We start from the raw sequence: 13,639 nt of genomic DNA, 5'->3' as shown, positions 1-13,639 counted from the left end.
TCTCATCCTCCTCAAGCCGGAACCGTGTAGACTTGGATCGTCTGGCCAGTGCGATAGATGTGGTAGACCACCAGCCCGTCCTTGATCGACCAGGCGCCTTCGCGGTCGATGACCTCGATCGAGGCTTTCGCGGTAAGCGGACGGCCCTTGGCCTTGAACGCCGCCGCGACAACCGTGATGTTGCGGTCGTTCAGCGCCTTCTGCAGCGCGAGATCGAGATCGAACAGCGGCGGGGTGGGCATCCAGTGGCTGACCTGCGGCTCGGGGCGACCTTCGGCGCCGCGCAGCGTGCCGAAGCCGAGGCCGAAGACGTTGCGCCAGATATCGACCGTGATCTTCGACAGCACCGGGTACTGCACATCCTGGATTACCGACGGGTCGGGACTGCGTGACAGATGGGTGCCGTCCGGGGCGTAGATGTCCAGCATGTAGTTCTGCGGCTGGCTGCCGTCGCCGTAATAGCTGAGAACATACATGTGGCCCTGCGTCTCGACGCCGAGATCGAGATAGGTCGGGGTGGAGGCGGCGGGCGCGAGCGGGAAGAAGGACAGGCTGCGCTTGATCAGCGACATGCCGGCATCCGCGCTCGACGGGGAAATCTCCCACGCCTGCCCGAGCAGCGGCGCCGTGACCAGCCAGGCCTTTGCCGGATCGACCACCTCGATGGTGGCGCGGCCCGGAAGACCGAAGACGCTGATCGCCTCGTCCATCAACTCCAATTGCCAGACGAGGCCGCGCGGATCGACCATGCGCCAGGCCTGCCCCGCCCGCAGCACCCGCAGCTGCGCGCTGATCGCGGGATTGTCCATCTGCGCGGGGTCGAAGCTCGGCGTGATGCCGGTGTTCGACAGGGCGGTGATCAACGGGCCGTCCGGCGTGTAGTGTCCGGTGTCGAGTTCGGCCGCGACATCGGCATCGATGATGCCGAGAAGGGTCTGACCGGCGGCGACGAGCGCGGTGTCGAAGACCTCGGGAATCCGGCCGGCATTCAGCTCCTCGGCGATCGCGGCCGTCGGCAGTTCGAACAGCGTGCCGGCCCAGGTGAAGCAGGGCACCGGGTTGCCCTTGGTGTCGAAGGCCTGCACGCGCTTGTTGATGGATTCGAGCAGCAGCAGGCGGCCGTCGGGCGCGACCGCCATCGCCTTCGGCCCCCGGATCAGGCCCTCGCGAATGCCCTCGCCCGAGACGTAGAAGGCCTCCGGCGCCTTGTCATCCTCGGTCGGGGCCTCCGGCAGGGGCGCGAGCAGGATCTTCTGCTTCTGGAACGAGGCCGCGACGACCATGTTCGAGGGATGCACCGCCAGCGCGTCGAGCTGGTTGATCGGGAAGCGCGCCCATGATTTCAGGTCGCTGCCGGTCAGGCCGAAATCGTCGGAGCCGTCATTGAGCACCACCTGCCGCAGGTTGTTGCCGCCGTCGCGGGGATCGAGGATGAAATTCTGCTGGTTGATGCTTTTCCCGTCGCCCACGACCGGCGCATAGGCGATCTGCGGCGACTGGGTGAAGCCGATCCGGGAGAATTTCAGCCGGGACGATGGTTTCTCCAGCACGGAAAGGTTTTGCACCGCATAAAGCTGCGCGTTGCTCGGCGGCGCCGAGAGCCGGTCCGGCGGCAGCGCCATGCCGGAGGCGCGCCAGATGTAGCCGATCTGGAACGCCGTGTTGTTGACGGTTATCGCCACGGGCTGGCACAGCGTGCCGCCGGTGCCGCAGTCCAGCGCGGAGAGGGTGGCGACCGGCGGAGCGCCCGCCTTCCAGACATAGGCGCCGTTCTCGAAGGCGATCTGCTCCTTGAAGCGATACTGGGTGTCCGCCGACAGCGGCACCAGCGCCTCCTTGATGGTGGCATCGGGCAGGACCAGCGTGGTGCCCTCGTTCGGCACCGCCTTGAGGCTGCCGCTCTCCCACGACCCGGCCAGCCACCCATTGCTCGAATAGATGCCGAAGATGATCTTGAACGCGCCCCCCGCCGGCACGTCCTCGAATTTCAGCGCGATCGGCGCGGCCGAGGTGGTGGCGGGCATGGGGCCCTTGAGTTCGAAATTGGTGCCGTCCTTGTACTGCAGCAGCGCGTAGTAGCGCGTTCCCACCGCCGGCCATACCGCCGTAGAGGGATTGCCGGCCTCACCATGGGCGGGGTCGGGATGCATGGTCAGCGCCACGTCGATGGCGCGCTTGGCCTTGATCCGCACCGTGGCGGGCGAGGACAGCACCTGGATGGTGGTCTCGGCAATGGCAACGAAGCCGACCGCCACCGCCGCCGCCTTGAGAATGAGGCCCACCGGGCCGAAAGCGCTGGAAAGCTCGCCGGCCGCGACCTGCTTGACCACCCATGCGCCCAGCTTTTCCAGGCCCTTCTTCAGGATGAGGCCGAGCGCGGCGCTGGCCAGCGCGAACACCACCTTCTTGACATTGGTGAGCGCGGCCGCCGTGGCCGACCCGCCGCCGACCACCGGTATGCCAATGGCGATGGCCGCGGCGGTGAGGTCGCGGTCGCTGACGATGGCGTTGAAGGTCTGGGTCGAGGTGATGATCTTGCCCGCGACCATGAAGATGCCGGGAATGCCGTATTGCCACAGGCCGGTGAGCAGCGCGCCGGGGGTCGAGACCTCCTCGACCCAATCGGATGTTCCCAGGCTGCCGAACAGCAGCTCCACCGCCGCCGCGCCCTCCAGGTCGAAATCGAGCGCGGTCGGGTCGGTCGGCATCGGAATGCCAAGGACGGCATTGGTGGCGGAGATCGACCAGAGCTTCCTGATCCCGCTGATCGGCTTCCCGGCCTCATCCAGCAGGCGATAGCCGACATAGAGCGTCCGCATGAACGCGTTGCCGGCGTTGATCGAGAAACGGTCCTGCGCATTGACCTTGATCGACGCGGCATCGGCCCGCACGCCGAAGCTGGTGCCGGTATGGTCGAGCGTCCATTTGTAGGAGGCCGTGTCCGCCGCCGCCGCGCGCCGGGCGGCGGAACGGTCGGGGTCGACGCCGTCGCGGCGCGTCGCGGTCTGTCCCGAGGTCGGGGACCAGGTCTTTCCCTGCAGCCTTGTGTCGTTGGCAGCGGTGAGATTGGCGCGCGCGATGGGCGCACCCATGGCATCCTCGACGCCGGGCACAACCGTGTAGGTGTAGAGCGGCTGGCCGGTCCTGAACCCGCCCTGCTCCGGGTCGAGATCATACTCGGCCGTGAGCGGCTTGCCCTCATGGTCGGTGCAGGCGACGACAGGGGCCCAGTCCGCACCGGCGGCGTCGATCGCGGCGCTGAGGATCTGGATGTTGTTGAACTGGTCGGGATCGGTGCGCGGATCGCCCAATATGTGGTCGTACATCAGCACGGACTGGGTATAGGGCTGAACGCTGGCGAGATCGGGATGATGGCCGACCAGGCTGCCGGCGGTGGAGGTGAGGTTGACCACCGCATTGCTGGCGACGAGGAGCCGCACCGCCTCCTCCGTGTTCTTCGGCAGTTCCTTGACGCCGAGCCTGTCGAGGATCGCCGAGAAACTGCTGGGCCGCACGAACGACCCGCGCACGCCGAAGGCGGCATGCTCGACGGACGGGCGCCGATAATAGGCGATCTGCATCCGGAAGAATTCCCGCAGCGCCTCCTCGGGAATGTGGTGGGTCATGCGCACCATCTGCCGGAGATGAACCTCCGGGCGCTCGGGCATGACCAACCGCACAAGGGTCACGCCGCGCGGCGCGATGTCCTCCGGGGGAAGCCGGATGTAATGGGTGAATGTCGACCGGGCAGTGTCGGAATAGGCAAACAGGCGGTTTGAATCGACGGCAGCGTTCAACGTCCGGTCGTCATGCTCGCGAATGTCGAAATGCCGCGCGCCAATGGCAAGCTGAAGGTCCCCGGAAATATCGAGATCGCTGAGATCGACGTGAAACGTCTTCATGGTGACGGCCCCCACACCCGCTGTGACGTAAATTCAGAGATGCTCTTCCGCCGACACTCGACCTTTTGAGAGAATGACGGGTGCCGCTCGACAACCGCTCAGGAAACCGGCGCGCCGGTATCATCCCGGGCCGGCCTTTCGCCTGTCCGGGATGGGCCGCATACCCGACCGGGATCGCGGCGGTTCAGACGCACTCCTCCGCTCCTCCGTCTTCCGGCGGCGGCCGGAGAGCGGAATCGCGCAGACATCTTCCAACAGGCTAGTAAAGGCCGAACGACGCGTATCGCATGGAGATATCTACTCCACGTTGCATCTCGCATCAGGTTCGACGGGCGAGCGCCGCCTGTCAAGCACGATCTTGAGTTGTAACTATCGTTTGTACACTTTGAGGCGTTCCGGTCGCGACGAGCGGCCGGCCGGGCCGGACGACCGCGTTCGACAGCGGTGCATCCTTTGGACGGAAGGCGCGCGCCGACCGGATGCCGGCCCCTTGGTCAATGGTGCGGGCGGCCACGCGAAAATCCAAAAATTTCAAAATCGTTGGTACCGCTCACAACCTTTGCTATTGCCGGCTCTCTTCCTTAGCTTTTCCCGGATTTCACCCGGAATTTCGGTCAGCAGGCAGGGTAGCGATGGCAGGCAGGACGCGCACTTTGCAGCTGAGGGAATGCCGATACTCCGTGCGTAAGGAGCTGCGCCCAGCGCTGCTGCGGGAAGGTCGTTCTCATCCGTTTTGGTGCAGGGCCTTCGTGGAGCGCCTGCCTAATCAAGCGGTGATGCGACATTAGCAGATACGTTCGCCGAAACGGCATGCCAGCCGCCAGTGAGGGGGGCAGGTTTTTTATGCCGCGTCGACTCGTTCAAGCTTTGCGAGACTTTGATGCAATCCATGTCACCAGCGGGCGATGCCACTGACAAATATAGGGTGACAAGCGGGCGCGTTTTCCTCAGCGGGATCGATGCGCTCGTTCGACTCATGGTGGTGCAGCAGATTCGTGATCGCGCAGCCGGGCTTAACACGGCCGGCTTCGTTTCAGGCTATCGCGGCTCCCCTCTTAGCGGGTTGGACCAGGCACTCTGGAAGGCGACGGATGCGCTGGCAGCGCACGACGTCCGTTTCCAGCCCGGCCTGAACGAGGAACTTGCGGCCACCGCCGTGTGGGGCACACAGCAGGTGCACCTGCTCGGCGACTCCACATACGACGGCGTGTTCGCCCTTTGGTATGCCAAAGGTCCAGGCGTGGACCGCTCGGCGGACGTGCTCAAGCACATGAATTACTACGGCACCCATGCGCGCGGCGGCGTGCTGTTGGTGGCGGGTGATGATCACAGCGCCTCGTCGTCGTCATTGCCGCACCAGAGCGACCATCTGTTCCACGCGTCTATGATCCCGGTGCTGTACCCGGCGGATGCGCAGGAGTGTATCGATCTTGGCCTGCACGGCTGGGCCATGTCGCGGTACTCGGGCTGCCCTGTCGCCCTCAAGGTATTGGCGGATACGGTCGGATCATCGACCAGCGTGGATGCTGATCCGTTCGCGCTGCGGATCGCGCTGCCTGAAAGCCATAGGATCCCTGCGGGTGGCCTCAACCGTCGGCTGTCGTCTGATCCGGTGGGTGTGACCGCGCGAAAGCAAGAAGCGCTGCTGTTGGATCACAAACTGCCTGCCGTGCTTGCTTATGCGCGCGTCAATCGTCTCAACCGCATCGCACACACCACGCCCCACGCACGCCTCGGCATAGTCGCATCCGGCAAGAGTTACCGCGATGTGGTCGAGGCATTATCCCTGCTCGACATCGGTGCGGACTCCGACGAGATGGCCGCGCTACGCATCTACAAGGTGGCTATGACTTGGCCGCTGGAGCCGGAAGGCATCCGTGATTTTGCTTCGGGATTGGACGAGATTCTCGTTGTTGAAGAGAAGCGTCCGGTCGTGGAATCTCAGTTGCGGCAGATCATGTACGACCAGCCGAACGGCGCGCGGCCACGTATCGTCGGCAAGTCTGACGCGGCGGGCGAGTCCGTGAGTTCGATGGTCAAGGGTGTATTCTCGGCCAAAGCGGACCTCTCCGTCGCGCAGATCGCCCTAGGTATTGCGGACCGGTTGGCGCAATTCTTCCCGCACAGCCGCTTCGTCGAAACGGCAGCGTCGTTTCGCGATCGCCAAGCCTTTCTCGACCTCGCGGTGACGACGCCAGCGCGCTCCGCCTATTACTGCTCGGGTTGCCCCCACAGCACGTCCACCAAGGTGCCCGAAGGCAGTCTTTCACTTGGCGGCATTGGCTGTCACATCATGGCGACCGAGATATTTCCAGATCAGAATAAGACCTTCACGCAGATGGGCGGAGAAGGCGTTCCATGGATTGGACAAGCGCCGTTTTCGCAATTGACGCATATATTCGCCAATCTCGGCGACGGCACCTATTTTCATTCTGGAATACTCGCCATTCGCGCGGCGATTGCTGCCAAAGTCAACATCACTTACAAGCTTCTCTATAACGACGCCGTGGCCATGACGGGCGGCCAGCCGGTGGACGGCACGTTGACCGTTCCGGATCTTGCGCGTCAGCTGATGTCGGAAGGCGTCACGCGCATTGCGCTTGTATCGGAAGATACGTCGCGTCATGTCGGCGAAAGCAGGTTGCCTGCGGGCATTACCATTCACCCGCGCGAAAAGCTGGACGCCGTGCAGCGTGAATTACGCGAGGTGCAAGGCACCAGCGTGCTGATTTACGAGCAATTGTGCGCGGCTGAGAAGCGTCGGCGCAAGAAGAAGCAGACGACACCGGCTCCCGAACGACATCTCTTTATCAACACACTGGTTTGCGAAGGCTGCGGCGACTGCGCAACGCAATCGAATTGCTCGTCCATCCAGCCGGTAGAGACGGAATTTGGATCTAAGCGCGCCATCCATCAAGATTCGTGCAACCAAGACAGATCGTGCGCGCAAGGCTTTTGCCCCAGCTTCGTCACTATCGAAGGGGGGCGCCTACGCGGCGCGGCTCATAACACCGAGAGCGCTCCTGTCCTGCCGCCCCCACCGCCTCTGCCGGCGATGCCCGACCGGCCCTTTAACATCCTCATCTGCGGTATCGGCGGCACGGGCGTCATAACGGTCGGCAACATCCTCGGCTTGGCCGCGCATTTGGAAAGCAAGGCAGCCTCCGTCCTGGACATCACGGGTATGTCGCAGAAGAATGGTGCGGTGATGTCGCATGTTCGGCTCGCGCAGCGGGACGAGTCCCTGCAGTCTCAGCGCATCCCGACAGGCCAGGCTGACGTGGTGCTTGCCTATGACATCCTCGCCGCTGGCGCGCGCGAGGCGGTGGACACGATCAAACCAGACCACACACAGATCGTACTCAGCACGGAGGAGACGCCTCCAGGATACGCGATCCGCCAAATCGACTGGCAATTTCCCTCGGAACAGTTGCGCCGTCTTCTTGGCGAGACAGCCAGGGCTAAGCTCGACTTTGTCGATGCAGGTGGCCTTGCACAGCATCACCTGGGTGACGCCCTCTATATGAACCTGCTGATGATCGGTTATGCGTTCCAGCGCGGCCTGCTGCCGCTTACCGAAGCGTCGATCATGCGCGCCATTGAGCTGAATGGTGTCGCCGTTACTGCCAATCAACGCGCTTTCCAGTGGGGACGCCATGCGGCGTCCAGCTTGCCCGACGATACGCGCACGTCCTCGCCGGCAAAATCCGCGAAGCCGACGAAGCAGACGCGCCTGGACGACGTTCTCACCCTCCGCCGCGACTTCCTCGTCGAGTACCAGAACATTGCCTACGCCAATCGCTACGTGGATTTTGTCGAGCAGGTACGGCAAGCCGAAGCCGCTGCCACGGGCAAGGAAGCTCTGGCGTTAGCGGTTGCGCATAACCTGTTCAAGCTGATGGCCTACAAGGACGAGTATGAGGTCGCGCGCCTGCTCACGGGGAAAGACTTTCACCAAGCCCTGTCTGAGACGTTCGAGGGCGATTTCAAGCTGCGCTTCCATCTCGCACCGCCGATAGTCTCGCTACTGGACGGTGGCGTCCCGCGAAAACGCACCTATGGCCACGCCGCGCAACACCTGTTCCGAGTTCTGGCGCAGTTAAAAGGCTTGCGCGGGACACGGCTTGACCCTTTCGGCTACACAAAGGAACGCCGTCAGGAACGTGCGCTCATTGTGGAATACAAGCAGTGCATGAACATGGCGCTCAAGACGCTCAACATGTCGACAAGTGACATCGCGCTGCAACTCGCCAATTTGCCGATGCAGATCCGTGGCTATGGTCACGTGAAGGCGGCAAGTATTGAAAAGGCGCGTAGCCGACAGCGCGCGCTGATGAAACAATTGCAAATGAGCTGAGCCCCCTTCTCTGAGGCGTCCCGCCTTTGGCGGAGAGAGTGGCGGCTCGGTCAAGCCCGGTTCCGGTCTCCGTCACGCCGCCCGTTCGATGCCTGTGGCGGCCACGTCATCAACCCTCGGCGTCTCTCCTCAATCGGAGGAGAAAAGGGTCTCAGGTCAAAAAAGGGCTCAGGTCCGACCATCTCGGTTCAAGGGGCCAAGCGGACACCAGTGCAGAGTGATGTCCGGGGCCGGGAAACGAAAGCCGATGGACGCCAGCAGGTTGAACGATTTGGCGTTGAGGGAGGAAACGCACGTCGTCACCTCCTCTACCCCCTCCAGATGCTGGTAGTGCAGCACAGCCTTCCAAATCCGCTTTGCCAATCCACGTCCTTGCAGCTCCGGCGGCAGCGCTGTCAGATTCCATTGACGCCGCGTCGGGCCGCGCTCCGCCACGGTCATGAAACTGATGGTCTTTCCGTCCAGCCGGCACGCCAGCACGGACTCCCCGGGCGTGACGAACGCGCGATCCGCCCAGATGACGTAGCGGCGTGTCCCCAGATCGGCCCCCACCTCGGGGTCCGCATGCAGCCTGCCGGTCTGGAATGAGCCGGCCACAATGGCGCTGATGACAGGGCGATCAGCTTCCGATGCGGGCGAAACGGCCAGTTCCGGATCGGGGAGGAACCGTGAAAGATCCGTGATCGTTGGCCGGTAGCTCAGCTCGATGAAGCGGAACCCAAATCCCTGGAGCACGGCGCATTCGGCCAGTTGGTCGTGCTTCAGCCGGCAATCCACCAGCAGCACCCGGTTTTCCAGGCACCAGTCGCGAAAGGCCGAGAAGGTTTGCGCCACCCCCTCCGTCCCGGTCATGCGGACCGATGCGATCGATGCCGTGTTGCCCTGGAAGGTCGCGCAGTCCCAAGGGTTGAGATGGTGGACCAACTCCAACCCCGGCCCCGCTGTCCGTTCCATTACAGGCTGTTGCATGTCCTCTCCTCAGGGGAGATGCCCAGGGTGCCCGTTCCTCGTCAGGCCGGGCTCTGACCCCACTTGGAAGAAGAAGCAGTGGCAGGTCACGCTGGGCTGGTCATTTGTGCCTTTGCCGAGCGTTGTGCCGCTGACGAGCATCGGCGGAAACTGGTGCGGGCGGCCGGGCTCGAACCGGCACTCTCAGAGAGAAACGGATTTTAAGTCCGTTGCGTCTACCTGTTTCGCCACGCCCGCACGGCGTTCAGCGGTGGCGATCCGCCGCTTTCGGAGGGGTCCTCAGAAAACCCCGCCGATGAAGCCTGTCTCGTCAACGAAGATGTCCTCCGCCGCCGGGCGCGAGGGCAGGCCGGGCATGGTCATCACGTCGCCGCACAGCGCCACCACGAAGCCGGCGCCGGCCGAGAGCCGCACGTCGCGCACCGGCAGCACGAAGCCTTCCGGCGCGCCGCGCTTGGCCGGGTCGGCGGAGAAGCTGTACTGGGTCTTGGCCATGCAGATCGGCAGATCGCCATAGCCCTGCGCCTCGAACTCGGCAAGCTTGCGCAGTGCGGCGGGCTCGATCGCCACCGAACCGGCGCGGTAGATGCGGGTGGCGATGGTCTCGATCTTCTGCACCAGCGGCAGGGCGCTGTCATAGAGCGGGCGGAAGCCGGAGGGGGCCTCGGCGAGCGCCGCCACCTCCTCGGCGAGCCCGAGTGCTCCGGCCGAGCCCTCGGCCCAATGCGAACACAGATGCACGCGCGCGCCCACCGCCGCGCAGGCGGCCTTGATGGCGTCGATCTCGGCCGGCGTGTCGCTGGTGAAGCGGTTGATCGCCACCACCGCCGGCAGGCCGAACGCCTTCATGTTCTCGATATGGCGCACGAGATTGGAGGTGCCGGCGGAAACCGCCGCGACATTCTCCGGCCCCAGGTCCTTCTGCGCCACGCCGCCATGCATTTTCAGCGCCCGCACCGTGGCGACGATGACGACGACCGAGGGCGCGAGGCCGGCCTGGCGGCACTTGATGTCGAGGAACTTCTCCGCCCCGAGATCGGCGCCGAAGCCGGCTTCCGTCACCACGTAATCGGCAAGGCCGAGCGCGGTGCGCGTCGCCATCACCGAATTGCAGCCATGGGCGATGTTGGCGAAGGGGCCGCCATGCACCACGGCCGGCGTCGCTTCCAGCGTCTGCACGAGGTTGGGCTGGAAGGCGTCGCGCAGGAGCGCGGTCATCGCCCCGGTCACCTTGAGCTGGCCGGCGGTGATCGGCTGGCGGGCGCGGTTCTGCGCCACCACCATGCGGCCGAGCCGCTCTTCCAAGTCCTCCAGCGAGCGGGCGAGGCAGAAGATCGCCATCACCTCGCTGGCGACGGTGATGTCGAAGCCGTCCTCACGCGAGAAGCCGTTGCCCGGCCCGCCGAGCCCAACGACGACGCTGCGCAGGGCGCGGTCGTTCAGGTCGACCACGCGCCGCCAGTTGATGCGGCGTGTGTCGATGTCGAGCGCGTTGCCCCAGTAGATGTGGTTGTCGATGGCGGCGGCGAGCAGATTGTGCGCGGCACTGATGGCGTGGAAATCGCCGGTGAAATGCAGGTTGATGTCCTGCATCGGCACGATCTGCGCATGGCCGCCGCCGGTCGCCCCGCCCTTGGAGCCGAAGACCGGGCCGAGGCTCGGCTCGCGCAGCGCGATGGCGACGTTCTTGCCGGCACGGGCCAGCGCATCGCCCAGGCCGATCGTGGTCGTGGTCTTGCCCTCCCCCGCCGGGGTGGGGTTGATGGCGGTGACGAGGATCAGCTTGCCATCCGCCTTGGCTTCGGCGGCGCGGGCGAAGCCGAGCGCGATCTTCGCCTTGTCATGGCCGTAGCGGTAGAGATCGGCGGCCGGCACGCCGAGCCGGGCGCCGATCTCCTCGATGGGACGCGGCGTCACGGAGGCGGCGATCGCCGCGTCGCTGGTGGGGTCGATGGTGCGCGCCGCGGTATTCATGAAGGCTCCCGTTACACTTTGCGCCGGCCACGTGTCGCCGGTCGCCTTTCGCCGTCAGGCCGCGCGCATGCGCTCGGCCAGAATGGCGACCAACAGCATGCCGCCGAGCACCGAGAGATGCTCGACCGCGACATAGAATTCGAACTGCGCCATCGGCCCTTCCATGCGCCAGAAATGGTGCGCGATGGGGATGGTGAGCAGGGTGAAGATGCCGAGCGCGCCGGCGCCGAGCCAGGTGGCCCGGTTGAGCAGGATCAGCACGCCGCCGATGAGCTGGGTGAGGATGGTACCCACCGCGAACAGCCACGGTGGATTGAGCCCGAAATGGGCCATCTCGGCCTCGGCGCCGGCGAAATCGGTGACTTTGCTGATGGCGCTGCCGAGGAACATGAAGACGAGCAGGAGACGCGCGACGAAGGCCGTGATCGGCGAAAGCAGGATGCCGGAGATGAGCGTGGGTGTCATCGGTAGGGACCCTTAAGCGGCACAATTTGCCGCACCCCGGCATAGCGCAAGGGAAGCCGGGAAGGGAAGCCGAAAGGCGAGGCGCACGCGCGCGCCCCGCCGACCGGCTGGCCCTCAGGACGGGCGGCCCGCCTTGTCGTCCGCGCCCTCGCCGTCCTCCTCGCCTTCCTCGTCGTCCTCTGCCCCTTCCGCTTCCTGCGCGGCCTTGGCTTCGGCGATGAATTCGGCGGCGTATTTCTTGGCGTCGCGCACGCTGTCGCCCAGCTCGCGGGCATAGCGGTCGAGATCGAGCCGCAGTCCGCCGACCGAGGGCTTCTCGGTCTCGGAGGCATAGGCGACCATGCGCAACGACAGGCCGATATCGGAGGCCAGCACCGCCATGAAGCTGTCGCTCAGATCGTGCTCGTCGGCATATTCCATCAGCATGTCGTACAGCGCCGCGCGGTGCTGGTCGAAGGCGGCATCATAGCCGTCATCGCTGTCGTTCTCGGGCTCGTCGTAGCTGTCGGCCATGTCTTGTCCTCACGCCACCCCGTCGCGGATCGGCGGCTGGAAGCTCAGCCCCATATCCCACGGGAAATAGATCCACGTATCCTGGCTCACCTCGGTGATGAAAGTGTCGATCAGCGGGCGCCCCAGCGGTTTGGCGTAGACGGTGGCGAAATGCGCTGATGGCAGCATCTCGCGCACCACCCGCGCCGTCTTGCCGGTATCGACGAGATCGTCGATCACCAGGAGCCCCCGGCCGCCCTCGCCCGCCGCCGCCGTCACCACATCGGCGATCGGCTTCAGCACCTGCATCTCACCCTGTTTGGTGTAGTCATGATAGCTGGCGATGCACACGGTCTCGATCAGCCGCACGCCAAGTTCGCGCGCCACGATCGCCGCCGGCACCAGCCCGCCACGGGTGATGCAGACAATCCCCTCGAACGGTCCCGCGCCGGCCAGCCGCCAGGCGAGCGCGCGCGCGTCGCGGTGGAACTGATCCCAGGACACCGGAAAGGCCTTGTTCTGGCGGTCGTCGGTCATCAGGAAAGGCCCCGGCAGGTCGGTTCGATAAGGCACAACAGGCGTCAGCGGCGATCATTAGCGGCAGTGCCGCCCCTTCTCCAGTGCTGCGGCGCGGAAATTCCGGCCTTCGCACGGGAAAATCGGACCGGAAGGTTCACGCCCGGCGCGGCAGCGCCGCGACCATGGCTTCCACCTGCGCCACCGCCGCCGCCAGCTTTGCGTCATCGCGGCTGCGCAGCACCAGATTGGTGTTCGGGCGGCCATCCTCGCCCATGAAGGGATAGCTGCCGATGCTCACTTCCGGGTTGGCCTTGGCGATCTCGCCCAGCGGCCCGCCGACATCGCCCTCGCGCGCATCGGCCCGCACCGTCTGCGAGAGCATGCGCACCCCGGTCTTCAGCTTCGGCGCCACCTGATCCAGCATGGCCTGCATGATGGTGGGCACGCCCGCCATGACGATGACATTGCCGATCCAGAAGCCGGGCGCCTTGGAGACCGGGTTTTCCACCAGCTCAGCACCGTGCGGGATGCGCGCCATGCGCAGCCGCGCCTCGTTGAGGTCTTCCGGCTTGATGTATTCCAGCAGCATGGCGCGGGCGCGCGGATCGATATCGATGCCGACCCCGAACGCCTTGGCGACGCTGTCGGCGGTGATGTCGTCATGCGTCGGACCGATGCCGCCTGTCGTGAACACATAGCTGTAGCGCGCGCGCAGCGCGTTCACGGCGGCGACGATTTCCTCCTCGACATCCGGCACCACTCGCACCTCGCGCACATCGACGCCGATGGCGGTGAGATATTCGGCGATGTAGCCGATGTTGCGGTCCTTGGTGCGGCCCGAAAGGATCTCGTCGCCAATGACGAGAACCGCCGCCGTCACCTGCTCTGCCGAAGCCGTCATCCGATTCCCCTCCCTCACCGACGCCGCCGAAGCTGCCATCTGCCGCCCGTCGCCGCAATT

8 protein-coding genes and 1 tRNA gene are annotated in these 13,639 nt (G+C 64.9%); 1 reads left to right on the top strand and 8 read right to left on the bottom strand.

Going from position 1 to position 13,639, the window contains the following annotated elements:
* Nucleotides 1–11: 11 nt before the first annotated feature.
* The gene (locus ACO07Z_RS21320) at nt 12–3,902 is read right to left on the bottom strand and encodes a hypothetical protein (RefSeq protein WP_421700528.1); all 3,891 of its coding nucleotides are present in this window, start codon (nt 3,900–3,902) and stop codon (nt 12–14) included.
* An 880-nt stretch (nt 3,903–4,782) separates the two neighbouring features.
* Here ACO07Z_RS21320 and ACO07Z_RS21315 point away from each other — a divergent pair.
* Entirely contained in the window at nt 4,783–8,259 is a 3,477-nt protein-coding gene (locus ACO07Z_RS21315) for an indolepyruvate ferredoxin oxidoreductase family protein (RefSeq protein WP_421700527.1), read from the top strand.
* A gap of 168 nt (nt 8,260–8,427) precedes the next feature.
* Here ACO07Z_RS21315 and ACO07Z_RS21310 read toward each other — a convergent pair whose 3' ends face one another.
* The 7 genes from ACO07Z_RS21310 to ACO07Z_RS21280 form a co-directional block, all read right to left on the bottom strand.
* Nucleotides 8,428–9,228, bottom strand: coding sequence for a GNAT family N-acetyltransferase (locus ACO07Z_RS21310; RefSeq protein ID WP_421700526.1), 801 nt, complete (start codon nt 9,226–9,228; stop codon nt 8,428–8,430).
* Nucleotides 9,229–9,379: 151 nt separating this feature from the next.
* Nucleotides 9,380–9,465: transfer RNA gene (locus ACO07Z_RS21305), tRNA-Leu, on the bottom strand.
* Between the two features lie 42 nt (nt 9,466–9,507).
* Nucleotides 9,508–11,202 (bottom strand): formate--tetrahydrofolate ligase, encoded by a 1,695-nt coding sequence (locus ACO07Z_RS21300; protein WP_421700525.1) that lies wholly within the window; start codon nt 11,200–11,202, stop codon nt 9,508–9,510.
* A 54-nt stretch (nt 11,203–11,256) separates the two neighbouring features.
* A complete protein-coding gene (locus tag ACO07Z_RS21295; RefSeq protein ID WP_421700524.1) occupies nt 11,257–11,667 on the bottom strand; it encodes a DoxX family protein in 411 nt (136 codons plus the stop codon).
* 114 nt (nt 11,668–11,781) lie between these two features.
* Nucleotides 11,782–12,180 (bottom strand): hypothetical protein, encoded by a 399-nt coding sequence (locus ACO07Z_RS21290; protein ID WP_421700523.1) that lies wholly within the window; start codon nt 12,178–12,180, stop codon nt 11,782–11,784.
* 9 nt (nt 12,181–12,189) lie between these two features.
* Nucleotides 12,190–12,696 carry a xanthine phosphoribosyltransferase gene (gpt, locus tag ACO07Z_RS21285; protein ID WP_307018344.1) on the bottom strand — a complete coding sequence of 169 codons (507 nt, stop codon included), beginning with the start codon at nt 12,694–12,696 and terminating at the stop codon, nt 12,190–12,192.
* A 136-nt stretch (nt 12,697–12,832) separates the two neighbouring features.
* Nucleotides 12,833–13,579, bottom strand: a complete 747-nt coding sequence (locus ACO07Z_RS21280) for a competence/damage-inducible protein A (protein WP_421700522.1) — start codon at nt 13,577–13,579, stop codon at nt 12,833–12,835.
* Between the last annotated feature and the right edge of the window lie 60 nt (nt 13,580–13,639).

The sequence above is a fragment of the Ancylobacter sp. genome, from assembly GCF_965229075.1.
In the GTDB taxonomy this organism is placed as follows: Bacteria; Pseudomonadota; Alphaproteobacteria; order Rhizobiales; family Xanthobacteraceae; genus Ancylobacter.
This window is presented reverse-complemented; position numbering and strand designations above follow the sequence as displayed.

What these genes read in the sequence shown, in the direction of transcription:
- ACO07Z_RS21320 (WP_421700528.1), bottom strand. Translation starts at nt 3,902, where the DNA reads ATGAAGACGTTTCACGTCGATCTCAGCGATCTCGATATTTCCGGGGAC.
- ACO07Z_RS21315 (WP_421700527.1), top strand. Translation starts at nt 4,783, where the DNA reads ATGCAATCCATGTCACCAGCGGGCGATGCCACTGACAAATATAGGGTG.
- ACO07Z_RS21310 (WP_421700526.1), bottom strand. Translation starts at nt 9,228, where the DNA reads ATGCAACAGCCTGTAATGGAACGGACAGCGGGGCCGGGGTTGGAGTTG.
- ACO07Z_RS21300 (WP_421700525.1), bottom strand. Translation starts at nt 11,202, where the DNA reads ATGAATACCGCGGCGCGCACCATCGACCCCACCAGCGACGCGGCGATC.
- ACO07Z_RS21295 (WP_421700524.1), bottom strand. Translation starts at nt 11,667, where the DNA reads ATGACACCCACGCTCATCTCCGGCATCCTGCTTTCGCCGATCACGGCC.
- ACO07Z_RS21290 (WP_421700523.1), bottom strand. Translation starts at nt 12,180, where the DNA reads ATGGCCGACAGCTACGACGAGCCCGAGAACGACAGCGATGACGGCTAT.
- gpt (WP_307018344.1), bottom strand. Translation starts at nt 12,696, where the DNA reads ATGACCGACGACCGCCAGAACAAGGCCTTTCCGGTGTCCTGGGATCAG.
- ACO07Z_RS21280 (WP_421700522.1), bottom strand. Translation starts at nt 13,579, where the DNA reads ATGACGGCTTCGGCAGAGCAGGTGACGGCGGCGGTTCTCGTCATTGGC.